Consider the following 24,554-nt stretch of genomic DNA (forward strand, 5'->3'; position numbering starts at 1 on the left):
AACCGGTGTTGACCGGTTGAAGCCCACATACCCGGCTACCGCCGCTCCCCGTTCAGGCTCCTTAGGCTCAGGTGACCATTGTGTCCTTGGAGTCATGAGTCCATGCCTGCTTCACTTCATCGCAATACCCCCTCGCTGACGGCGTTCGACCCCCGTGGTCTGCCAGTGCGCAACGTCGCTTACCACCGTGCCAGTGCCGAGGATGCGCCCACGCCCCGCGTGCGACGTGCTGTCCACAGTGCTAACGGTTTTGTGCTGGAGCAGTGGGACCCGCGCCTGCAAACCCAACCCAACCAACGTTATCTCTACAGCCTGTCCGGCGCGGTAGTGCGGCGTCAGGACGTGGACGCCGGCCTGCGCCTGCTGCTGGCCGCGCCGTCCGGGCAGGTGGTGCAGGCGTGGGATGGGCGCGGCGCCCATCAGCGGCATGAGTACGATGCGCTGCTGCGTCCGGTGGCGGTGTTCGAGCAAGCCGCCACGGATGCGCAACCGCGTTGTGTCGAGCGGCTGGTCTACGCCGCGCCTACCGAAGAACATCGCGCCTTGAACCGCAATGGCCGCCTGCTGCGGCATGCCGACCCGGCGGGCACCCAGGTGTTTGACGCGTACGGGATGGGGGGCCAGGTGCTCAGCCAGACCCGGCGGTTTTGCCAGCTCGGCGCTGACGTCGACTGGCCCCAGGCCGCCGCCGCCCAGGATGGGCTCCTGCAAAACCAGGCCTACACCACGCGCTGGCGCTTCGATGCATTGGGCGCCACGCTGGAGCAGATCGACGCCAGGGGCAATAGCCGGCAGTTCCTGTATGGCGCCGACGGGCAATTGCAAACAAGCAGTCTCAGTTTCAAGGACGGCACGCGCAAAGCCTTGATCAAGCGCTGCGTTTATAACGCCGCCGGCCAAGTGGAATCGGCGCTGCTGGGCAACGGGGTGAGCCGCCAGGCGCACTACGGCGTCGAGGATGGCCGCTTGCAACGCTTGACCGCGCAGCGCGCGGGGGAGACTTCGGCGCTTTTGCAGGACCTGCGCTACGCCTACGACCCGGTCGGTAACGTGGTCAGCCTGCTGGATCAGGCGCAACCGACGCAGTGGCACAGCAATACTCAAATCGAGGCCTCCAGTCACTATGCCTACGATTCGCTGTACCAGTTGATCCAGGCCACGGGGCGTGAAAGCGCGGTGGCGAGCATCGGCCCGGGTTTGCCGGCGCAAGTGTCTTTCGGCGCGACCGACATCGGCCTGTGGCGCAATTACACCCAGCGCTATGAGTACGACGCCGCCGGCAATCTGACCCAGTTGCGCCATGCGCCGTCGACGGGCAGCGGTTACACACGCACCCTGCAGGTGGCGGATAACAGCAACCGCGGGCTGCGCGACGAAAGTTCGGCCCAGGGTTTTGATGCCAACGGCAATCAGCAATGGTTGGCGCGGGGCCAGCCGATGCATTGGAACGTGCGTAACCAATTGGCCAAGGTCACCCTCGTGCAACGCGAGGCCGAGCCCGACGATGAAGAAACCTACGTCTATGCCAGCGATGGTCAGCGCGCCCTCAAGCTTATCCATCGCCAAGTCGCCGGGCAGCGGCAAACGGCGCGAGTCTATTACTTGCCGGGCCTGGAGGTCCGCCACAGCCCGTCCCGTGAGCTGAATGTGCTGCGCGTCGAGGCGGGGCCGTGCGCGGTCGAGGTGCTGCAATGGGAGCAGGGGCCGGAGGCGGGCGCCGGCCACGAAGCGTTGCGCTTTTGCCTGACGGACCATCAGTCCAGCCATACGCTGGAGCTGGACGAACAGGCGCAGTTGCTCAGCCAGGATAGCTATTTTCCGTTTGGCGGCACGGCGTGGTGGGCGTCGCGCAATGCCTTGGAGGGGCACGGGAAAAGCCGGCGTTATTGCGGCAAAGAGCGCGATGCCAGCGGTTTGTACTATTACGGTTTTCGCTACTACGCGCCGTGGTTGCAGCGCTGGATCAACCCCGACCCGGCGGGCGCTGGCGACGGCTCGAACCCCTACCTGATGGCCAATAACAACCCCGTTACGTTCGTCGATGTGATGGGCCTTCAGCCGGCCGCCGCGGAAACCACACGCATAGCGGGCGGGCTGATCATCCTGTTGCTGTTTGCCTTGATGGGGCTGAGTGCCGGGACGTTGCACGGCGACGCGGCCAGCGGCGCGGCCGTGGGCGCGCTGATCGGAGGGCTGTTGTTCGGCGCCAGTCGTCTGCGCGGTTACCGTGAAATGCAACCCCAGGCCATGGCCAGGGCAGATGAGGAGGCCGAGCAACAGTTCGCCCGGTCGGTCACGGAACTGGCCCTCGACTTGGCCCAGCAGGCGGGTTTGAGCCACCAAGAAACAGAGCGGCTGGTCAACTTCGCGTATGAGCGCCGCCATGGTGAAGAGGGCGTTTCGATTTATTTGTCGGTGAAGGAAGACCGCGTATTGGGTTATGTGGGGCCGGTGGATAGAACCGGACGGGTCGATACCTTGCTGACGGATACGCGTAACCCCGGCGCCGAGATGAGACGCATGGGGTTCAGCACCCTCGTGTTGCGTGGCCCCGCTCGGGCGTTGTCCTCCACCGGCGCTGCGCAAGGGGGGGCCGGCACCTTCGAGGTCGTCGCGACGACGCAGGCGGCGAGCGGCGGACGTGCGCGCCGAGGCCGGCAGTCCAGCGCCGCAGTGCCGGGCATGACGCCTTCGGCCAGCTCTGCCGCGCTGCCGGTGATGCGCATCGACAGCGCATCCGTGGCCGATATCGACCCCCGTAGCCGTGCCGGACGCAGTATTGCCCTGACCCTCAGCCACCTGCGTGAACGTCGGTTTGGCGCGATTCACTGGCATCAGCACGACGATCGCCTGTGGTCGGCAGACCTGCACGGTTATGCCGCGACGCGCGGGCGTGGCGCCTACCGTTTGATGTTCAGGCACTTGGGCGGCAGCCACTATCGCGTGGAAGGCGTGCGTCAGCCGCACCGGCGCTGACGCCAGGCGTGGCTGCCAAGGACTTGTTCGGTCCCCTGGCAGCCGCGCGGCTCACGGCTCGGCGGTGTCGTTTTCATCCTCGCTGACCGTGTACCAGGCCCAATAGCTGCTGCGCGTGAGCGAACCGTTGGCGTTGAGCGTGCGCACCAGGCGGCCTGTTGCATCGTAGACGAGCTGGTCGCATACGCCGAAGTTGCGCAGTGACGCGTCGTCGATAAAACCAGGCCGGTCGGCGAAATACGGCCGGTATACGCGGATGGGCAAACCTTGCGGGTTGTATTCCACCCGTTCACTCACGCGCCAGCGCGGATCGGCGCTGACCTGCTGGAGGCGCTGGTTTTCCACGATTAATGTGCCGTCCGCCGCCACGGCGTAGGCAAGGCCGGGCTCGGTCTTCTGCTTGCTTTGTAATGCGCGACCCCAGCCGTCCCAATGGGTCAGCCGTTGGTGAATCTGCCTGGCTTGGTCGTCGGGGTAACGATCGGCCTGCAGCATCAGGCAATGCACCGGCTCGCGCTGCGCCTGGTTGATCAAGCGGTACAGGGCCTGCAGTTCCTGGCTGGCGGCCGCGCCGATCTTTTTCAGACGCAGCCGGGCGGTGGCGCGGATCTGCCCGCCCGGTAGCAGGTAGTTCTGGCTCACCCATGATGGGCGCACGTCGGCCTGGGCAACGGTGCCCATCCAACTGAATGGCGCATACACCCAGGCACTGGCGGCGCCGCCGAGTAAGGTCTCGGGCTTTTGGATCACCTGGGTCATCGGCAGCGCCTGCGTATGGCCGAGGGAGGACAACGACGCAAAGCCCACAGCTTTGCCAGCCTCCTGTCCGTGAATACTGCTGACCATTACCCGCCCGAAGCCGTCATAGCGCACCTCCTGCTGTGTGCCGTTGGGGTCCACCACCTTGACCGGCAGCAGCAGGCGGTAGTCGTAAGTGGCCTGGGTCACGCAACCGTCTGCTTGGGTGATCTGGCTGACGTGACACCAATAGGGGTCGTAATCCAGCGTGGTTTCGCCCGCATCCTCGGTCAGGCGCCAACTGCGCAGGCGGTAAAAGCGTTTGGCACTCAGGTAGCGGGGGAACTGCCGGCGTACCGACCACAGGCGCGGTGGCGCACTTCGTTCCGCCGCGTTGGCGAAAAAAAACACCGCCATGGGCTGGTAGCCCAGGTACTGCAATTGGCGGTCGGTGTCCCAAGTCGGCTGGCCCGGCAGGCTGGGGATCTGCGTGTAGGCCGCCAACGCTTGGGGATCGAGTTCGGCGGTTTCCAGGTAGTCGCTGAGGGCTTGGAACGTGGCGCCCCCCGGCGCGAGGGTTTTGCCCTTGCCGCCCGGCTCGCGGTAGTGCTGTACCGACAAGCCACTGAGTTCACGCGGTGCTTGCGGCCCCAGCGGCCCGCTGTGGCGGTCGATAAAGCGTTCATAGCGCACGGCCGCATCCGTGAGGCCGTGCGCCGCTTCGCCCTTGGGCAAAGTCCAGGTATTGGTGCGATGGCGATAGGGCAGGGCCAGGCGCCATTGATCCGGTTGATCGTGATGAATCCACTGGCTCAGGGTTTCGCTCAGGTAATAACGCTGTTGCGCGCTGTCGTGGGTGTCCCGCCACCATTGTTGGGCGTGGGGATCGGTGAGGTGTGCCGGCGGCGTGTCGTCGGCGGTTTTTCGCCGCGCGTGGTGCACCGTGACGCTGTGCACCGGGCAACCATAGGCGTCCCAGCGCAGGTTGAGTTGGTGTTGGCACACCGGATCGTCGCGCACCCGTTCGTAGCGGCACTCCACGCTCTCCAGCCTCAGCGGCAGCAGCCGTGCCCAGGGCTGTGCGCCGTGTGCGGGGGCCAGGCGGCGCACCAGATAGCGATGCTGCTGCACGGAAAACGGCACGCCGTCGGCGGCATCCAGCGCAAACAGTTCCTCCCGCAGTGGCAGGCCCCTGAGTGCATAGGCGGCCTCGCGCCGTTCCTGGAGCGTGGGGGCCGTGATCAGGCGGTCTTGGTGGTCGGTGGGCTGCGCCGTGTTGGGCGTGGTGGGCTGCCCGAGTAAGGTCGGGCCCAGGGTGATTTCGTCAGGGGCGTGGGTGCTGTAGCCGTCGCGGGGCATGTCGAGCGCCTGGCCGGTGTGGAACCAGCGCTTGCTCAGCAAACCGCCGACGGGGAGGTCGCTGTCCCGCTGCAGTACCAGGCCGAAGCCGTGGAATGCACGTTCGTCGGCGGCGTAATACGCCTGTCGATAGCTCAAGTGCTGTGTCAGCGTGTTACCGGTGATCTCGTCGTGCTGCATGTGCTGTTTGACCAGGTCCAAAGTGAACGGCAACCGACTGACGGCACGCGTTCCGGCGTCCTCAAGCTCCTTTTTCTCGTCCAGCCATTCCTGGGCGCTGCTGCGGTATCTCACCTGGGCCACCGTGCCCAGGTTATTGCACGTATAACGCAGCAGTCCCGGTTTGGCGTCGAAAAAGTCGTAGATCCAGTGACGCGGACGCGGGTGCATGACGCTGATGACCAGGCTGACAAAACCCTGCCCGCGTACATCCGCCAGGCTGACCTGACAGCGTTCGTCGTGCTGCACCCCGGCAGGCCAGGGCAACAGCAACGGCGTGGCGGCGAACCCATTGCCGCTTCGGTTAAGGTAAATGCGCACGGCATCGGGGGTCAGGTACAGCAGGTCGCTGGCGCCGCAGCCGTCCAAGTCGGCGAGCAACACATTGGCCGGGTTGAACGCGCTATGCCGGAACGGCAGCGTGGCCAGCACCCGGCCCTTGCCGAAGCGGCCACGGCCCAGGTTCGGCCAGCACTTGATCTCGTCGTGGCGGATGCGCACCAGGTGCGGCTGACCGCTGCCGAGCACATCGCTGAAGCCCACCCAATCGCTGGGTGATGGGCTCAATGAAGGCAAGTCATCGTCCTCGACCACATGCGCCACCTCAATGCCGGCGGCAAAGCCCTTGGCTTGTTGATGGGCATACAGGCGCACGCTGCGCGGACCCACCAACGCCAGGTCGGCCAAGCCGCTGCCCATCAAGTCGGCGAACACCGCATCGCGGTGCAGCAACTCCACGGGCAATGCCTCGAAAGGGATAAAACGCGCTTCGTCCGGGTGTGGGTCAAGTCGGAAAAAACCGCGCATGCCCGGTTGCGCCGTAACCCACTCCGGGCGGCCGTCGCCATCCACATCCAGCAACGCCTGGACGCGCGGGCGCGACGGCCCGACTTCCGGTTTGACCGGCAACGTCTGGGCCGGGCCGTAACCGACGGCATCGGCGTCGGCGGCGTCCACGGCCCGCACGAGCGCGCGGTAATACCAGGCGTGGTCAGTGCGGTATACCAACCCCGGCACGCCTTCGCCGTAGAGGTCGAGCAACTGGTATCCATGGCCGGGGAGCGCCTCAAACGGTCGATAACGTGTGCTGTCCAGCTTCAATGCGACGCTCTGGTACAGGTATTCCTGGGGCGGTTGATAGCTGAGCGTGCCGTGGGCATCCACCGCCTGCTCGTGGGTGGCCATCAGCTGGGTCAAGCCATTGCGGCCGACGTGATGTTCGAGCAGCAGGCGTTTGACCAACACTGGGTCTGGCCCCATGCCTGGCTCGTCGGGGAACGCGTGAAACATCAGGATTTGTCGACACAGGCGCAACGTGCGCTGTTCAAAACCGTAGGCGTAGCGGGAAAACGGGTCCTGGCGCACGGCCCAGTCAGTGGTCGGCGCATAGGTAGGCACCTGGTCGAAAGCGGCGCTGCGCTGCCCATAGTCGAATACCAGATGAAAGTGCCAGGCTTGGCGCGAGAGGTCGTCGGTCTTGAACAGGTACGGCGTGGCTTTTTCCCGGGCGTTGACGTTGCCGTAATACACACTGTGCAGATAGCGCTGGGCTCGGCTGTCATGGGGGAATGTGCGGGTATCGGTTTCGGCCTGATAGCGATAGCCGATATGTTCGCCGTGCGCATTGAGGCTTTCCTCCAGCAGCCATTGCGCCACATGCGTGGGGTGTTCGGGGTCGGCAATGCGCGCCGCGAGGCTTTTGCCGTACAAGTGCTGAGTGCCGTCGCTGGCCTGCACCCGCCAAAAGCCGGCGGGGTCGAGGGCCGAGTGCCAATGTTCGATGCGCGCGAAGTCGCTCTCCACCCTGGGGAAGTGGCGGGTAACGGTGTAAGTCGTGCCCAGCGCCTGTTGATTGAAGGTGTCGCGCTGGGTCTGCACCGGCGTGCCGTTGGCGTCGCACTCGGGCATCCATGCCTGGGCGTCCGGCCCCAGCAGGGTGTCGGCCTCGGTATAACTCGGCACGGCACGCCGGGTGCAACGGGTCACGGCCGCGACGTTGACGTCCCAACCGAAGCCGAACGCACTGTTGCCGGCGTTGCTACGGTAGGTGAGGGCGAGTGCCGGTGCGTAGCCGCGACCGGGGCTGATCGGCAGCGCGATCTCCAGACGCGCGACACCGTCGGCGCCGACAGGCGCCCAGCCCTTGGCGGCGCCTGGTGGCGTGCCGCTGTTGGGCAGCGCCGGCAGTTGGATAGGTGATGAATTAGCGGGGGTACTCATGCGTCGCTCCTGGCCGGTCGGGCGGTGTAGCGCACATGCACAATGATGTCGGTGATCGATTCCAGCAGGTCTTTTTGGCGTTGCGGATGGGGAAAATCCAGGCGCCAGGAGGACACGGCACCGGTGTATTCGAACGGCAGGTAGCGCGGGTCGTTATCGAAGTCGAGGCTGAACTGGCCGTTGTCGTCCAGCCCCCGCGACAACGCGATCTGCTGGCGCGCGCGCCATTCGGTACGCGGGCCGCCACCGGCGCTATCCACTTCGTTGCGGGTTTGGGTCAGGGTGGCCTTGATGTCCTCGTAGGGCCCCAGGGTGCCGGGCAATGACAGGCTGACCTGCTTGATGCGGCGCAAGGTGTGGCCGGGGTAATCCTCATCGAACAACGCTCTGGTCAGCTCGAAACACAAGGTGCCGTGCTGCACCAGCGCGGCTTTGTGATCGGCCCAGGTCTTGGTGGGCAAGGTGTTCGGGCTTATCTGCGGGACCATCACCCCGCACTCGATCAGGCGATGGCGCAGCGACACGGTTTTGCTGATCTCCAGCTCCCGTGGCGTGTGTTGCAGGTACGCCGCATTCATGCGCAGCAGGTTCAACTTCAAGGCTTCGGCGCTCAGCAAACCGTGGTGGGCCTGGCGCCAACTGTCAGTGGAAAAGAACGTGCGCTGTTCGGCGGTTTCGTACTGCCAGCACGCCTCGGCGGCCAGGCACAGTGATTGGGCGCTGTCATGCAGGGCGTAATAGAAAGTGCCCAACTGTGTATTGAGCCACTCATACAGCTGGGCCCGGGCGGTGCGGGTGCTCAGCAGTTGATAGGTCGACTGGGCCTGGGCCAGGGCCGTCTGGGCACTGCGCAGGTGCAGGCGGGTGGCTTTTTCCTGTTCGGCCTGGGTATGCAGCAGGGCGTCGACCTGCGCCAGTTCCAGGCGCGCTTGTTGCTCGGCATGGGCCCAGTCCTGGGCGCGCCGGTTGAACTGCTCGGTGCGCTCCAGCTCGTTGGCGTTGGCGCGGGCTGCGTTGGCCTCGCCCTGGGCGAACGCCTGATAGCCTTGAAACAACCCCTCAAAACGCATGCCGCCAAAGGCGGTGCCGAAAATGTTCGGCGCCAGCATGGCGGCACCGGCGCCCATGCCGGCGATGGCCACTTTGCGCTCCCAGGCGGCGCTTTCGAGGTACTGCTGGCCGGCGGCGATTTCACCGGCGCTGATGCCTTCGTTGAGCCGTTGGGTCAGGAAGTCCAGGCGCCCCTTGATCACCGCACGGCTGTGCAGCAAGGCTTGGCGGTTTTTTTCGTCGATCGCCAGCGCCTGGGTATGCTGGGTCACCACCAGGCTGGCCAGCTCCCAAGCCTGCTGTTGTTGCACGTCGAGCAGGTGCGCCTGCTCTTTGCGTTCGATCAGCGCCAGCAGCGTGGCGCCGAACTGCGCCAGGCTGTCGACCGCATTCATGGCGTGCCCGGCGATGACTTGGAAGCGGTAGTGGCCGACTTCCGGGCGCGTCGTCAAAGGCGCTTCGGCGCCACCCATGGCACTGTGCGCCGCCCGCGCGAGCAGCGCGGCAGGCGCTAAAGGCGCGGCGAACAACGACGGGCGCAACGGCTTGCCGGTGATGTCCAAGTGGGTGCGCAAGCCGTGCAGGCGAGCTTCCAGAGTGTCCCAACGCGCCACCTGTTGCGGGCTTAAAGGACGATGCAGGTTGGGGCTGTCCATAAGCCAGGCGCGTTGGCCGAAGGTGACACACTGGCGCGACAACGAGCGCAAGTACTCCGGTTGGTGCTCCAGCGCGCGTATGGCCAGCGCTGCGGTACTGGCCAGGTCACCGAGGGCGCGCGGGGTCCAAGTATCGGCGCGGGTCAGCGTCGGGCGCGTGCCCAGCAGGTGCTGCGCCTGGCGGTACCAGAGCTTGGCTTCGGCCAGGCTGTCGGGGCTTAACTGACGATAGGCCGCGTCGCCGCGGTTGATCAGGATATCCACATTGAGCAAATGCAATGCCTTACGCAGGTAACGCGGAAAACTCAGGGCCAGCTCATGGGGCTGCTCGGGCTGCATGCAGGCGTAACTCAGCTCCACAGGGGCGGCTGTCAGCGCGCTCAGTGTGCCGGTATGCGGCTGGCGAGGGTTGTATAGACCGTGCAGCCAACGTTCTGCTTCGGCGTATTGCTGTTGCCGGTTGAGCTGATGGGCGATGGTCCACGGCACGTAGATCAACAGCTCCCGCAGGTACTGGCCGTGCGCTCCGTGGAAGTCCGCCGATTGCGCTGCAACCCCGTCAACCGCTGTGAAACCACAGGCAAGCGGCGGATCAAGCGCGGCCGTGGCGGTCTTGAACAGTTGGCTGGCGAGGCGGCTGTTCAGTGGGATCGCCGGCAGCGACGGTTTGAGGCTCGCGGAAAAGTCGAGGACTTCGAGGCGCTCCCCGCTTTCCTGGCGTAGGGAGCTGATCCGCGGGGAACGGGCCGGTTGGGTAACGCTCAGGGAGTGGCTGAGGGTGCAGGTGACGGCCTTGAGCGCATACCCCAGCACCCGTGCGCCATCCTCTTGGCTCTCCAGGGTAATCACGCCGTGGATCACCGTGACCGCCGAGGACGGTTGCCCACTGGGCAGTTTGATCCGTGTGGTCGTGACGTGCCCGACCGGCAACTCCGGTGCCGAGCCGGCCAGGCTTTCGTGTTCGCTGTCGGTGAAGTTAAGTATCTGCGCAGTGTTGTTGCTGATCGCGTGCGGGGTGGGCCGGTCCTTGAGCCGGGACTGCATGATGACGTGGCGATAAAGCCGGATGGGCATCGACGCGCTGCTGTACACCAATCGCAAGTCATTCACGAAGTGCAGTTTTTTGCTGGAGGATTGATCGCCCGGCAGGCCGTAGTCACTGTAGCGGTCGAGGATTGCCAGCACGTTGTCCTGCGCATGGGCATATAAATGCAGGAAGGCATTCTTGGCGATGAATTTGCCTTCCAGCGAATACTCGGTGACGTTCTTGGTCCCGTCTTGCCCGGCGCGCCAATCCTGAGCGGCCTTCGCTTGGCCCGTCAGGGTGAGCAACAGGCTGCCTTTGTCATAGATGGCATTGGCGAAGGTCTTGCCGGTCTTGGGGTTTTTGAAAAACATCGCGTAGTGCGTGACGTCGACGTCCGACACAATCGTGCTGTCCAGGATGATGGCCGAGCCCTCGCTCAACTCGACATCGGCCATGGCCGAATCGTGCATGGCTGATTCGGTGACCAAGGTAATGCTCGCTTCGGCATGCCGGGTTTTGAGGGTGACTTTGTAGGTCTGCAAAAAGCGCTTGGCGGTTTTCGAGGTGAATACTACTTCGTTGGTGATCGGGTCGAACGTGGTGCTGATGCTGTCGGCGTCGAGGATGTCTTGGCTTCTGGCTTCGAAATCCCAGGTTTTCAAGGGGGCCTGGGGCGAGCCTTCAGGTGTCAGGGTCAGCACGGGCTCGGTTGAGTCATCCGTTAGGCTGGCCTTGAATTGCAGGCTGTCCTTGTTGATGTCGAAGAACAACCCGAAGTAACGGTGGGCGAATGGCGGCAGCAAGGCGCTGGAAAATACATTGGCTTCGTCGAGCCCTCCGAGCAGGGCGGTCTGCAACGGTGTGTTCTGCGTGGACTCGTAAGCTTCCAGCAGACGGATGGTTTCCAGCGCAACGGCCGAGCCCGGCACGATCTTGTAACGCCCCGGGCTGCCGGCGGACGCCACCACCTTGACGTCCAGTGCCTGATCGACACTGATGGCTTGAAAGAACTCCCCCGGCTGTTCGCCGCCATGGTTCAACGTGTTGGCGCGTATACCCAGGAACAGACTTTGGGGGCTGCGACTGTCGACCACCGCAATGGTCTGGGTGATGCGCTTGAGTTGTTCGGGGGCTAGCGCATTGATCCCGCGTGTGACGCAATGTTCCTCCAGGCCCACCTGGGGAAGGCTCCAACTGCCATCGCGTTTTTGATAGGAAAAACACAGGCGCAACTTCACGAAGCGGCTGTTGAGCCATTCGGCGTGGCGCTGTTTATCATCGTCGTCCTCGTCTTCGCCATTGTCGTTTACCGGGCCGTGCACGGCGTGATACGGCGCCGGTTTGATGCACTCGGCCCATACGATAAACAGGCGCTGATTGAACAGCACCGGCCGCACACTGTGGGCCGGAATGTCGGCGGAAAACGTCAGGTTGATCGGCTTCCAATCGCTCCATGCCCGAGGCGCGGGTGCCCTGGGGTTGGCGCTGGAGCGTTTGGACAGGTCCAGCGAGCGCCAGTAATAGAGGTCGTCGCTGACCGACTTGCCGACAAAGTAATAGGTGCTGGTGTCCAGTTGTCGCACGTCGCCATCGATGTAGCCGTTGAGGGTCTGTAAGCGCGCGATGTGTTCGAACCGTGCCAGGTAACCTTGCACGGCGCTTTGCACCGTGGCCGGTTGCAGCCGGTGCTGGTTGAGGTCGTTTTCCAGTTGCTCGAAGCTGGCGCTCTTGTCCTCGCGCAGCGTGGGGTCGAGGAAGTGGTGGGGCTGGTAACGCAGTTGCTGACTGGCGCTCCACAGCGGGTAGGTGCGCAGGCTGTCTTGCCAGGCGCGCGCTTCGTCAGGCAACGGGCCCTGTGTTTCGTAGCCCGGTTCCAGCCCGCCCAGGATGCGGTTGATGTAGTGCTGCAGGCTGGTGATCGCACTGGCCACCGGGCTGCTCGGCACGGCCTGGCTGACCTGCACATCCAGCAGCCAATAGTCGTACAGATCCTCTGGGGTACGCAGGGTGGTTTTCAACGGGGCGCTGATGCAATGCGCCAGGTAGAAGCCGAGCATGGCATCGCGGCAGGCTTCGTTGAGACGGTGTTCGAGGGGCTCAGACATAGTCGTTCCTTGAGTCCGGGTGGGAGGCGGCCCTTAGTGGCGCGCGGCAATGACCGCTTCGCCGAGGGCCTTCCATTGGCTGAAGTCGCTGGAGAGGCTCAGGTGGCTTGCGTCCAGCAGGGCCTGGCAGGGCAGGCGCGTGGCGGCGCATGCTTGGTGGCAGCGCAGGATCCAATCCAACTGATCCATGGCCGTGACACGCCTGGTGGGCAAGGTATCGGTGAGCACCCGCAGTTCTGTTTCGCTCCAGCCCAGCCAGTGGCTCAGTTGTGTGTCGAGTGGCTGCGCGCCGTTGCCGTTGGCGCGCCGAAAGAAGTCCAGAAGCTCGTCCTGGGTCAGGCCCCAGGTGTCGCAGCACGCCTTGAAGCGCTGCAACAAATACAGAGTGCCCAGGTTCAGTTCGAGCAGGGTCGACGGCGCCAGCGCGCGGTCCAGCCAATGGGGGTTGAGCAGCAGTTGACGCAATGACGTGTCGTTCACCGGCAAGGCCAGCAGTGTGGTGACATCCGGCGCCAGCAGGATCAGGTGCTTGAGCGCGGGCGGGGTTTTTGCGCTGTTGAGGAACTGGTTGTAGTAAAGCGTGAGCTCCTTGCTGTAGGGCGTCGGCACCGGGGTATCCAGGAACTGCTGGATGCACACGCGTTGGCCTTTGTCCGCGATGCGTTGCAGCCAGGGCGTCAGTCGATCCTTGGCTTGCTGTTTGAGGACTGCGTCCTGGGCGGGCACCGGGCTCAGGCTCAAGGCCGCAATCGCCTGGTCCAGGGCAAGCGAGGGTTGTCGAGGTTGGGACAGGTCCGCTGACGCTCCGAACGCCTGGGCGAGCACGCCGGCCCATTCGATGGGGGGCAGGTTGTCGGCGGTAGCCGGCTGCGGCAACGGCGCCAGTTGCCAGGCCGACGGCAGTTCATAGGGGGGGTGACGCAGCAAATCGACCCAGCGCGCCAGGGCCGGGTTCTCGCTGACCGGCTCCAGCAACAGACGCTGGCGCAATTGGGGGACGCTGGTGTGGCTGTCCTTGAGCCAAGTGACGGCCCAATCCAGTTGCATAAGCCCGTCGAGAAAGTCTGCGGCAACACTTTCCCCGCTGCGCAAGGTCGGGGCGGTCAAGTGGCTCCACGTCGCAGGGCCGAGCAGGTCGGCCAACTGTCGGCAGTGCTGCACCGACAGGCCGAAGGTGCGCGCGATGTGTGCCTGCCGATACAGCGCCGAGTAGGTCGCCAGGTTACGCAGCACCGGGGTGGGGCAGGCGTCGATCAGCAGGTGCAACGAGTTCGGCGTGTCGGTGAGTTCGAGCGCGGCGCACAGGCGCTGGCGGGTCGGCCTATCCAACACCTGGTCGTCCAGCGGCAGGGGTTGGCTGCCTACCGGTGTGGGATTGAACACCTGGTCGAACAACGGCTGCGCAGTGGCGCTGGCCTGCAACGGCACGCGATCAAGCCAGGCGCTGAATGCCAGGGGCGTCAGTGCATAGCGGCGATTGAGGTAGCGAAACACTCCCAGCGCACGCAGGGTGCCGTGGCTGATACGCAGGTCGGCGTTGATCGGCCGTTCACAGGCCATGGCGCTGACGATCAAGGTATCCAGTTCGGCAAATGGCAAATCGACCCCGTGTTGCAGGCGAATCATGCGCTGCAGGCGGTCGAAGCGCTCATCCGTGATATTGAGCAACTGCGCGTTATTACTCGCCACTGTCATCGGCGACTCATCGGTGCCGTTGACATAGCGAGCCCCGTAAAGGGGCAACGGCATATCTTTGACCGAGGGGGAGGCATGGGGGGCGAAACGTTCCTCTGCCAGCAACGCGTGCAACTGGGCGGTATTCAGGGCAGTGGCGTCGAGCAGCGCTTGCAGGGTCTGCGGTGCGCCAGCCAGGCCGAAGCAGGTTTGAAACAACGTGCCGGCTTCAAGGGGCGGTTGCAGCAGGAGCGTTTGTAGCCCGGGGTTCAGGTCGCTTAACAGGCATTGCACATCGGGGTTGTGCGTCTGCACCCAGCCATATTGCGCGCTGCCGGCGGCATCGAACGGTAGCCGTTTGCTGATGCGGTAATTCAATTCGCCCACGCGGTGCCGGGTGCCGGCCAGCCCGAGGCGGCATTGATAGTGGTGATGGTGATACGGCAGCGTCAGGGGGTAGTGCTGGGTACTGAGCAGGCGATACAGCTTCTGGCGCGGATGGTGGTATTTGATGTGTTTGCGCAGCATGTCATCGACCAGCGTCAGCAGGGGGCGCTGGGTGAAGGTGCTGTCGTGGTCGATCACCAGTGCTTCCAGATCCGGGCGACGTTGGCTCAGCAGGACTTTATCGCAGGTGCCCACGCCGTTCTGTTCCAGCTGCCGCGCGAACAGGTACAGCGTGCGCAGATAAGCCACCGGCGAATCGAGCGCGGCGAGCGCATCGGGCGCGCAGGCATTGGCCCAGTCTTCAGCCAGCAGGGATGACCCGCTCGCGTCCAGCTCGCGCTTGCTGCGTGCGGGCGGCGTGTCGGTCGGCTGCAGCTCGTACAGCCATTGCAGCTGGGTGGCGTAGGCCAGCGCGGTGTCGTAGGCCTGGGCGCCATCGTCATCGTTGACGCGGCCCAGTTGCCGGATGAAGTCGGCGCGGGGCAGGCGCACAATGTCAAAGACGCTGGTAACGCCGAGTTGATGCAGGGCCGTGCTGAAGTCGACCTTCCCCTCGCCTGGAGGGGCGGGCCGTTCCAGCAGTCTGGCCAACAGAGGACTGCTTAGAGTGTGCATGACAACGATCTTCCAGTGAGCCCACCGGTGGATCCAATGGGCAACGCCTGACGCTATCACGCAGGTTTTGCGGCCGAGGTCGGCCAATGCCGCGCGGGTGTCGAGGAAATATCGGCGACTGAGTGTCGATGCGGCGCCGCCGGGGTTTTGCTAGAATGCGCGCCGCGCGGCATGGCCCGCGTTTTTTTGCATCCGGTTCACCCTTTACGAGGGTAGCCACCTGGAGAGAACACCCATGACTCAACCGATTGTCGTGGCGGCACTGTATAAGTTCGTCACCCTCGAAGATTACGTCGCCTTGCGCGAGCCCCTGTTGCAGGCGATGGTCGACAACGGCATCAAAGGCACCCTGCTGATCGCCGAAGAAGGCATCAACGGCACCGTTTCCGGCAGCCGCGAAGGCATCGATGGCCTGATCGCCTGGTTGAAGACCGACCCGCGCATGGTCGACCTCGACCACAAAGAGTCGTACTGCGACGAGCAGCCGTTCTACCGCACCAAGGTCAAGCTCAAGAAAGAGATCGTGACCCTGGGCGTCGAAGGCGTCGACCCCAACAAGCAGGTCGGCACTTATGTCGATCCCAAGGACTGGAACGCGCTGATCAGCGATCCGGAAGTGTTGTTGATCGACACCCGCAATGACTACGAAGTGTCCATCGGCACCTTTGAAGGCGCGATCGACCCGAAAACCACCAGTTTTCGCGAGTTTCCCGACTACATCAAAGCCCACTTCGACCCGGCCAAGCACAAGAAGGTCGCGATGTTCTGCACCGGCGGCATTCGGTGCGAGAAAGCCTCGAGCTACATGCTCAGCGAAGGCTTCGATGAGGTGTACCACCTCAAGGGCGGCATCCTGAAGTACCTCGAAGAGGTGCCGCAGGAAGAAACCAAGTGGCAGGGCGATTGCTTTGTGTTCGATAACCGCGTGACCGTGCGTCACGACTTGAGCGAAGGCGACTACGATCAATGTCATGCCTGTCGTACACCGGTCAGTGTCTCCGACCGCGCATCCGAACACTATGTGGCCGGCATCAGTTGCCCGCACTGCTGGGATAAGCTGCCGGAGAAAACCCGTCGCAGCGCGATCGACCGGCAAAAGCAGATTGAGCTGGCCAAGGCCCGCAACATGCCGCACCCGATTGGCTACAACTACAAGCAAACCCCTTCCGAGGCCTGAGCCATGTCCGCGCGCCTGCTCTACGTAATGGACCCGATGTGTTCCTGGTGCTGGGGCTTTGCCCCGGTGGCGCAGGCCCTGGTAGAGCAGGCCCAAGTGGCCGGCGTCGACGTACATCTGGTGGTGGGCGGCCTGCGCACCGGCAGCGGCGCGGCGCTGGAACCGACCACGCGGCGCTATATTCTCGAACACTGGCAAGCCGTCACCGACGCCACCGGCCAGCCGTTCAAGCGCGAAGGGGCGCTGCCCGATGGCTTTGTCTATGACACGGAGCCTGCGTGCCGCGCCATCGTCACCGCGCGTAGCCTGGCGCCGGATTGCGCATGGAAGCTGTTGGGGCTGATCCAGCAGGCGTTCTATGTCGAAGGCCGCGACGTGACCCTGGCCAAGGTGTTGGTGGAGCTGGCCGAACAGGCCGGCATCCCGCGTATCGAGTTTGCCGGCGAGTTCGATCGCGCCGAGCAACACGCCGCCACGGCCGCCGATTTTACCTGGGTGCAGGATTTGGGCATCGCCGGTTTCCCGACGCTGCTGGCCGAGCGCGACGGCCAGTTAGCGCTGCTGACCAACGGTTATCAGCCGCTGTCCGAGTTGTCGCCCTTGCTGGCCCGATGGCTGAAGCGAGGCGCCTGTGCATGACCAGCCCGCCACGCCCGAGCAGCCCAAGCGCACCGACCGACTGACCTGGGCGGAAGTTCGCCGCCTGGCCCTGCGTCACAAGAAATCCCTGTGGATCGCCAATGGTGTCGCCGTGCTGGCGACCCTGTGCAGCGTGCCCATCCCTTTGCTGTTGCCGTTACTGGTGGACGAAGTCCTGCTGGGCCGTGGCGATGCCGCGCTCAAGGTGATGAACCACGCGCTGCCCCTGGGTTGGCAGAAAGCCGCCGGCTACATTGGCCTGATGCTGCTGGTGACCTTGCTGCTGCGCTGCGGCGCGCTGCTGTTCAACGTGGTGCAGGCGCGGCTGTTCGCACGGTTGGCCAAGGACATCGTGTACCGCATTCGCGTGCGCCTGATCGAACGGCTCAAACGCATCTCCCTGGGCGAATACGAAAGCCTGGGCAGCGGCACGGTGACCACGCACCTGGTCACCGACCTGGACACGCTGGACAAATTCGTTGGCGAAACCCTGAGCCGTTTCCTGGTGGCGATGCTGACGCTGGTCGGCACCTCGGCGATCCTGGTGTGGATGCACTGGCAACTGGCGCTGCTGATCCTGCTGTTCAACCCGCTGGTGATCTACGCCACGGTGCAATTGGGCAAGCGCGTCAAACACCTGAAGAAACTCGAAAACGACAGCACCTCGCGTTTCACCCAGGCCCTGACCGAAACCCTCGACGCCATCCAGGAGGTACGCGCCGGCAACCGCCAGGGCTTCTTTCTAGGGCGGCTCGGCCAGCGCGCCCAGGAAGTGCGCGACTACGCCATCCACTCGCAATGGAAAACCGACGCCTCCAGCCGCGCCAGCGGGTTGCTGTTCCAGTTCGGCATCGACATCTTCCGTGCGGCGGCGATGCTTACCGTGCTGTTTTCCGACCTGTCCATCGGCCAGATGCTCGCGGTGTTCAGCTACCTGTGGTTCATGATCGGCCCGGTGGAGCAATTGCTGAACCTGCAATACGCCTATTACGCAGCGGGCGGTGCGCTGACGCGCATCAATGAACTTTTGGCGCGTGCCGATGAACCGCAGTATGTCGGCGGCGAAGACCCGTTCAGCGGGCACGACACCGTCGGCATCGAAGTGCGCGGGCTGGATTTCGGTTACGGCGAAGAGTTGGTGCTCGATCAGTTGAACCTGAGCATCGCGCCTGGTGAGAAAGTCGCCATCGTCGGCGCCAGCGGCGGCGGCAAAAGTACGTTGGTGCAACTGCTGCTGGGGCTTTATACGCCCCAGGCCGGCTCCATCCGTTTTGGCGGCGCGACCCAGCAGGCGATTGGCTTGGAGACCATCCGCGAGCACGTCGCGGTGGTGTTGCAGCACCCGGCGCTGTTCAACGACACGGTGCGCGCCAACCTGACCATGGGCCGCGAACGCAGTGACCAGGCTTGCTGGCAGGCGCTGGAAATCGCCCAGCTGGACGCCACCGTCAGGGCCCTGCCTCAGGGGTTGGACAGTGTGGTGGGGCGTTCCGGGGTGCGTTTCTCCGGCGGCCAGCGCCAACGCCTGGCGATTGCGCGGATGGTGCTGGCCGAGCCCAAAGTGGTGATCCTCGATGAAGCCACCTCGGCTCTGGACGCCGCCACCGAATATAACTTGCATCAGGCGCTGGCGCGGTTTCTCAGTGGCCGTACTACACTGATCATCGCCCACCGTCTGTCGGCGGTAAAACAGGCGGACCGGGTATTAGTGTTTGATGGCGGGCACATTGCCGAAGATGGCGACCACCAGCAGCTGATCGCCGATGGCGGCCTTTACGCCAAGCTTTATGGACACTTGCAACAAGTACGTTGATTTAGCTTAGGCTGTGGCAGGGAAGCGGGTTTTAGCGTGCGTATTGAGCAGTGCATATGCAAGGGACTTCATGAAGCGAAAGCGGACTTTCGGAACGCCTCGGCTGCTGGGCATTGTGTGGCCCTTTATCGCAGTCGTGCTGTTTCAGGCATTGCTGGGCTGTGGCAGCCTGTATGTGCTGTCGGCTGTGCGTGGTTACGTGGGCGGCGAGAGTCTGTGGTCCAAGGGCCAGAAAGACGCCATCTATTACCTCACGCTGTACGCCGATAACCGCGACGAAGCCACCTACCTCAAATACCAGCACGCCATCGCCGTGCCTCAGGGCGGGCACGAACTGCGCGTTGCCCTGGACCGCCCAACCCCTGACCTCGATGCCGCACGCCTGGGAATACTCAAGGGCGGCAACCACCCGGACGATGTGTCGAGCGTGATCTGGCTGTACCTGAACTTCCGGCATTTCAGCTACCTGGAAAAAGCCATCGAGTTGTGGACGGTGGGCGATGGCTACCTGGTGCAGCTGGATAACCTGGCCCAGGAGATGCACGCCGCGATCAGCGCCGACCAGGTCAACGCCAACGATGTGCGCCAATGGAAGGCCCGTATCACCGCCATCAACGACGGCGTGACCCCCGCCGCCAAAGCCTTCAGCGATGCCTTGGGCGAAGGCTCGCGGGTGATCCTGCGCCTGCTGTTGATCACCAACCTGACCACTGCCCTGGGCTTGATCGTGCTGGCGTTGTTGCGCACCCACAAGTTATTGAGCCAGCGCCATGCGTTCGCTACAGCGCTGCAGGTGGAAAAGGAACGGGCGCAGATCACTCTGGCGTCGATTGGCGACGGGGTGATCACCACCAACGTCGACGGTGCCATTACCTACATGAACCCGGCGGCCGAGGCACTCACCCATTGGAAGTCGAGCCAGGCCCAGGGCTTGCCCCTGGCGGCGCTGTTCAACCTGCTGGACGACGATGCCCAGCCTGACGGCTTCACCCTGATCGAGCAAATCGTAAAGGGCCAGCTCAGGGGCGGTAGCGAGCATGCCAAGACCATCCAGCGCCTGGACGGCAGCACGGTGTCAGTCACCTTGGTAGGCACGCCGATTCGCAGTGGCGATCGGGTCAGTGGTGCGGTGCTGGTTCTGCACGACATGACGCAGGAGCGGCAGTACATCGCCAACCTGTCGTGGCAGGCGACCCATGACGCCCTGACCGGCCTGGCTAACCGGCGTGAATTCGAATTCCGTCTGGAGCAGGTGTTGTACCCGTTGGCGCATCAGCAGGTTGGGCGCCACGCCTTGATGTTCCTCGACCTGGACCAGTTCAAACTGGTCAACGACACCTGCGGGCATGCGGCGGGCGATGAACTGTTGCGGCATATCTGCGCGCTGCTGCAATCGGACCTGCGCGAGGGCGATACCCTGGCGCGCCTGGGCGGCGATGAGTTCGGCATCTTGCTGGAGAACTGCCCGCCGGCGGCTGCGGAAAAGATCGCCGAGAGCCTGCGCCACACTGTGCAAAGCCTGCATTTTTTATGGAAAGGCCGGCCATTCGTGACCACCGTGAGCATCGGTCTGGTGCATATCTCCCATACCCCGACCACCCTGGAAGCGTCGCTGCGCGCTGCCGACATGGCGTGCTACATGGCCAAAGAGAAGGGGCGCAACCGCGTGCAGGTGTATCACGCCGACGACTCCGAGTTGTCCGTGCGCTTCGGCGAAATGGCCTGGGTGCAGCGCCTGCACATGGCCCTGGAAGAAAACCGCTTCTGCCTGTATTCCCAAGAAATCGCGGCCTTGAACCACACCGAGGGCGGCAGCGGGCATATCGAGATTCTGCTGCGCCTGCATGACGAATCCGGTCGCATCATCCTGCCCGAGAGTTTTATTCCGGCGGCCGAGCGCTATGGCCTGATCACTTCTCTGGATCGCTGGGTGGTGGAGAATGTGTTCGCGATCATTGCCCGCTGCCTGCACGAGCGTCCGGGCCGGCCCATGGCCATGTGTGCGATTAATCTGTCAGGTATTACCATCGGCGATGACGATTTTTTAGGATTTTTACGAGATAAGTTCGCCTCCTATTGCATCCCGCCAGAAATGATTTGTTTTGAAATTACCGAGACTAGTGCGATTGCCAATTTAGCCAGTGCAATTCGTTTTATTAATGAACTCAAAGCCTTAGGTTGCCATTTCTCACTTGATGATTTTTGTGCCGGAATGTCCTCATTCGCGTATCTGAAACATTTACCTGTAGACTTCCTGAAGATCGATGGAAGTTTCGTAAAGGATATGCTGGACGACCCGATTAACCGCGCCATGGTCGAAGTGATCAACCACATCGGCCACGTCATGGGTAAGCGCACAATTGCCGAGTTTGTCGAAACACCCCAAATCGAACAGGCACTGCTCGAAATAGGAGTGGATTACGCTCAGGGCTACCTGATCGAACGACCGCAGTTGTTTACCTTTGATAGCTTGCAATGTCGACCTGTGCGGCCGCAGCCCCTGTTATTCAAGGCGCCCGGCACATTCCGCTGAAACATTTGCCGGTCTGTAAACATCACACTTAAAAAGGAGCCTTATAGTGATCGACACATTCAACAGAACCGGCCCGCTGATGGAAGCCTCAAGTTACCCAGCCTGGGCACAGCAATTGATCCAGGACTGTAGCGAGAGCAAGCGCCGGGTTGTCGAACACGAACTGTACCAGCGCATGCGCGACAACACGCTCAGCGCGCGGACCATGCGTCACTACTTGATCGGTGGCTGGCCCGTGGTAGAACAGTTTGCCCTGTACATGGCACAGAACCTCACCAAGACTAAGTTTGCCCGCCATCCTGGGGAGGATATGGCGCGGCGCTGGCTGATGCGCAATATTCGCGTGGAACTCAACCATGCCGACTACTGGGTCAATTGGGCGCACGCCCATGGGGTGAGCCTGGAAGAGTTGCAGGCCCAGCATGTGCCGCCGGAGTTGCATGCACTGAGCCATTGGTGCTGGCATACCAGCTCGGCCGATTCGTTGATCGTGGCAATTGCCGCCACCAACTACGCAATCGAAGGGGCGACTGGGGAATGGTCAGCCGTGGTCTGCTCCACGGGTGTCTACGCCGCGGCCTTTCCTGAGGAGGAGCGCAAACGGGCAATGAAGTGGCTGAAGATGCACGCCCAGTACGACGACGCGCACCCGTGGGAAGCCCTGGAAATCATCTGCACCCTGGCCGGGATGAACCCGAGCAAGGCCTTGCAGGTGGAACTGCGCCACGCCGTGTGCAAAAGCTACGACTACATGTACCTGTTCTTGGAAAGCTGCATGCGTCTTGAGAAAGACAAGCCTGTCAGCCTCGCCAGCGCCGCCGTGCGCGAGCGCAAGGAGCGTGTCGCCAGCGAAGCCTGATGTAACGCGGTGGCGGGGTGCTTACCCCGCCATTGCCAAGCGGTTGCGGCCTTCGCGCTTGGCCACGTACAACGCATTATCGGCCCGGCGCAGCAGGCTTTCGGCCGACTCGGCGGCCAGCAATGTCGAGCAGCCCAAGCTCACCGTCAATTCAATCCGTTTACCATCGGCCCAATAGTCCTGGGCCTGGGTCGCTTTGCGCAGGCGTTCCCCGACCACCGCCGCCGCCTCCCGGCTGGTGTTGGACAGCAGGATCAGAAACTCTTCCCCGCCGAACCGGAACACCATGTCCACGTTACGCAGCTGCGCCTTGATGACAGCCGCCACCTCGCGCAATACGTCATCGCCGGCGGCGTGGCCGTGGGTATCGTTGATGTGCTTGAAGTGATCGATGTCCAGCATCAGCAAGGACAGTGGGTTCAGGTGCCGGCGAGCCATGTCGATTTCCCGTTGCAGCGTCTGATCCATGGCGATGCGGTTGCCGGTCTGGGTCAGCGGGTCACGCAGGGCGCTGCGAGTGGCCGCGCGGTAGAGCAGGGCATTGCGCATGGGATAGAGCAGGGTGGCCAGCAGCGATTCGAGCTGGCCGAGTTCTTCTTCGCTCAGGCGTTGGTTACGGCGAAAGATCAGTTCTCCCAGATGCTCGCCCTCGTGGCTCAGGCTGTAGCTCACCGAGTGATGGCCGCGCTGGCCGAACTCCAGGCGCAGGTCTGCGGCGTCGTGACGATAATGCAGGGCATCCAGGGGCACCAGGCGTTGGATCTCACGGAAGAACACACTGAGGATGCGCTCCGGTTCCAGACTGGTCTGCAATTGCAGGCCCAGTTGCTGGCGCAGTTGAGCAACGGTAGTGGGGCGGCGGGGTGGCGGGAACGGCTGGCCGAAGCCCAGACGTTGCAATTTGGCTGTGTCGAAATCAATTGCGTTGGTCTGGGTAGGTGTTTTCATAACCGTTCGGCCTCTAAGAGTCTTACAGGCCCGATGCGTGTGGCGAGTGCCGGGGTCTTACTGTTCCGTCAGTTTCGTAAAACATTGAAACAGTCTAAACCGCTTTACAGTGGGTTTTAACCCCTGGGCACCGCCGCACGTCTTGTCATCGCTGGACCTGCTTGGAACAGGTTAGAGCGAGATTCATGCCACTTCGTTTAATTTAATAAAAAACCTTACGAATCAATGGTCGCTGTAGCAGGCCAGCCCCAGGTGTGGAGGGCCCGCGCCGGTTATTTGGCTGCTTGTACCAAGGTGTCGGCGTTAATCTGCTCGATTGAGGTCACACCGGTCAGGGTCATGGCTACGCGCATTTCCTTGGCGAAAATATCCAGCAGGTTTTCGACCCCGTGCTGGCCGTCGGCGGCCAACGCGTAGGAGGGCGCGCGCCCCAGCAGGCACGCTTTGGCGCCCAGGGCGAGCATGCGCACTACGTCGAGGCCGGAGCGGATGCCGGAGTCCACCAGCACCGTCAGGTCATCGCCCACGGCCTCGGCAATCGCCGGCAACGCTTTGGCGGTGGACAGCACGCCATCCAATTGGCGGCCGCCATGGTTGGACACCACGATGCCATCGGCGCCGAAGCTCACGGCGTCCTTGGCGTCCTGGGGGTCAAGGATGCCTTTGATGATCATCGGACCTTTCCAGAATTCGCGGATCCACTCCAGGTCGCTCCAACTGATCGACGGGTCAAAATTGTTGGCCAGCCAACCAATGTAGTCTTCCAGATGAGTGGGTTTGCCCAGGTACTTGGAAATATTGCCCAGGTCATGGGGGCGACCCATCAGGCCCACGTCGAAGGCCCACTGCGGCTTGGTCACAGCCTGCAGCATGCGCCGCGAGGCCGCGTACGGCCCGGACATGCCCGAGTGAGCATCGCGATAGCGCGCCCCCGGCGTGGGCATATCCACGGTGAACACCAACGTCGTCACCCCGGCTGCCTGCGCGCGTTCCAGCGCGTTGCGCATGAAACCGCGGTCCTTGAGTACATAAAGTTGGAACCAGATGGCCTGCGGACTTTGCGATGCCACTTCCTCAATGGAGCACACCGACACCGTCGACAGGCAGAACGCAATGCCCTTGTTGGCGGCCGCCTTGGCTGCCTGCACTTCGCCACGGCGCGCGTACATGCCGGTCAACCCTACCGGGCTGAGAATCACCGGCATCGCCAGCTTCTGGCCGAGCACGGTGGTGTTGAGGCTGAGGTTATCCACATTGCGCAGGATGCGCTGGCGCAGGCTGATGTCGGCCAGGTCCGCGCTGTTGGCCCGCAGTGTGTGCTCGGCGTAGGCACCGCCGTCGATATAGTCGAACAGAAAACGCGGCAGTTTGCGTTGGGCGGCGGCGCGGTAGTCGGAGGCGGACGAAATGATCATCAACGGTCAATCCACAGGGCAAGGTGGCTCCACCTTAAGCGAACTTCTGTCATGATAAAAACAACTTTTATCACTGGCTTCCAG

11 protein-coding genes are annotated in these 24,554 nt (G+C 63.1%); 6 read left to right on the forward strand and 5 right to left on the reverse strand.

Annotation, left to right across the window (positions count from 1 at the left end; translation table 11 throughout):
* Positions 1–102 precede the first annotated feature (102 nt).
* Positions 103–2,976 (forward strand): RHS repeat-associated core domain-containing protein, encoded by a 2,874-nt coding sequence (locus tag ABX75_RS01750; protein WP_047881350.1) that lies wholly within the window; start codon positions 103–105, stop codon positions 2,974–2,976.
* 51 nt (positions 2,977–3,027) lie between these two features.
* On the opposite strand, the gene ABX75_RS01755 is transcribed toward ABX75_RS01750, so the two are convergent.
* Genes ABX75_RS01755 through ABX75_RS01765 form a run of 3 tightly spaced genes read right to left on the reverse strand, consistent with a single transcriptional unit; the run spans position 3,028 to position 15,086 of the window.
* A complete protein-coding gene (locus tag ABX75_RS01755; protein ID WP_047881351.1) occupies positions 3,028–7,512 on the reverse strand; it encodes a SpvB/TcaC N-terminal domain-containing protein in 4,485 nt (1,494 codons plus the stop codon).
* Entirely contained in the window at positions 7,509–12,350 is a 4,842-nt protein-coding gene (locus ABX75_RS01760; protein ID WP_047881352.1) for a neuraminidase-like domain-containing protein, read from the reverse strand. Before ABX75_RS01760 ends, ABX75_RS01755 begins: the two co-directional genes overlap by 4 nt.
* Positions 12,351–12,383: 33 nt before the next feature.
* Positions 12,384–15,086: a Tc toxin subunit A gene (locus ABX75_RS01765; protein ID WP_047881353.1), complete on the reverse strand. Its 2,703-nt coding sequence runs from the start codon at positions 15,084–15,086 to the stop codon at positions 12,384–12,386.
* A gap of 235 nt (positions 15,087–15,321) precedes the next feature.
* On the opposite strand from ABX75_RS01765, the gene ABX75_RS01770 reads away from it, so the two are divergent.
* The 5 genes from ABX75_RS01770 to ABX75_RS01790 all read left to right on the forward strand — a co-directional run bounded on the left by ABX75_RS01770 (position 15,322) and on the right by ABX75_RS01790 (position 22,107).
* On the forward strand, positions 15,322–16,263 hold the full coding sequence (locus ABX75_RS01770) for a rhodanese-related sulfurtransferase (protein ID WP_034099294.1): 942 nt from the start codon (positions 15,322–15,324) through the stop codon (positions 16,261–16,263).
* A 3-nt stretch (positions 16,264–16,266) separates the two neighbouring features.
* Positions 16,267–16,902: a DsbA family protein gene (locus ABX75_RS01775; protein ID WP_034099292.1), complete on the forward strand. Its 636-nt coding sequence runs from the start codon at positions 16,267–16,269 to the stop codon at positions 16,900–16,902.
* Positions 16,895–18,715 carry an ABC transporter ATP-binding protein gene (locus ABX75_RS01780; RefSeq protein WP_047881354.1) on the forward strand — a complete coding sequence of 607 codons (1,821 nt, stop codon included), beginning with the start codon at positions 16,895–16,897 and terminating at the stop codon, positions 18,713–18,715. Before ABX75_RS01775 ends, ABX75_RS01780 begins: the two co-directional genes overlap by 8 nt.
* A 70-nt stretch (positions 18,716–18,785) precedes the next feature.
* Positions 18,786–21,248 carry an EAL domain-containing protein gene (locus ABX75_RS01785; RefSeq protein WP_047881355.1) on the forward strand — a complete coding sequence of 821 codons (2,463 nt, stop codon included), beginning with the start codon at positions 18,786–18,788 and terminating at the stop codon, positions 21,246–21,248.
* Positions 21,249–21,327: 79 nt separating this feature from the next.
* Positions 21,328–22,107, forward strand: a complete 780-nt coding sequence (locus ABX75_RS01790) for an iron-containing redox enzyme family protein (protein WP_219730045.1) — start codon at positions 21,328–21,330, stop codon at positions 22,105–22,107.
* A gap of 21 nt (positions 22,108–22,128) precedes the next feature.
* Here ABX75_RS01790 and ABX75_RS01795 read toward each other — a convergent pair whose 3' ends face one another.
* Both ABX75_RS01795 and lldD read right to left on the reverse strand, forming a co-directional pair.
* Complete coding sequence (locus ABX75_RS01795) at positions 22,129–23,055, reverse strand: GGDEF domain-containing protein (protein ID WP_047881356.1); 927 nt, start codon at positions 23,053–23,055, stop codon at positions 22,129–22,131.
* Positions 23,056–23,327: 272 nt separating this feature from the next.
* Complete coding sequence (gene lldD / locus ABX75_RS01800) at positions 23,328–24,470, reverse strand: FMN-dependent L-lactate dehydrogenase LldD (RefSeq protein WP_034099282.1); 1,143 nt, start codon at positions 24,468–24,470, stop codon at positions 23,328–23,330.
* Positions 24,471–24,554: the final 84 nt, after the last annotated feature.

The organism is Pseudomonas sp. ARP3 (assembly GCF_001029595.1).
Classification (GTDB): domain Bacteria; phylum Pseudomonadota; class Gammaproteobacteria; order Pseudomonadales; family Pseudomonadaceae; genus Aquipseudomonas; species Aquipseudomonas rhodesiae.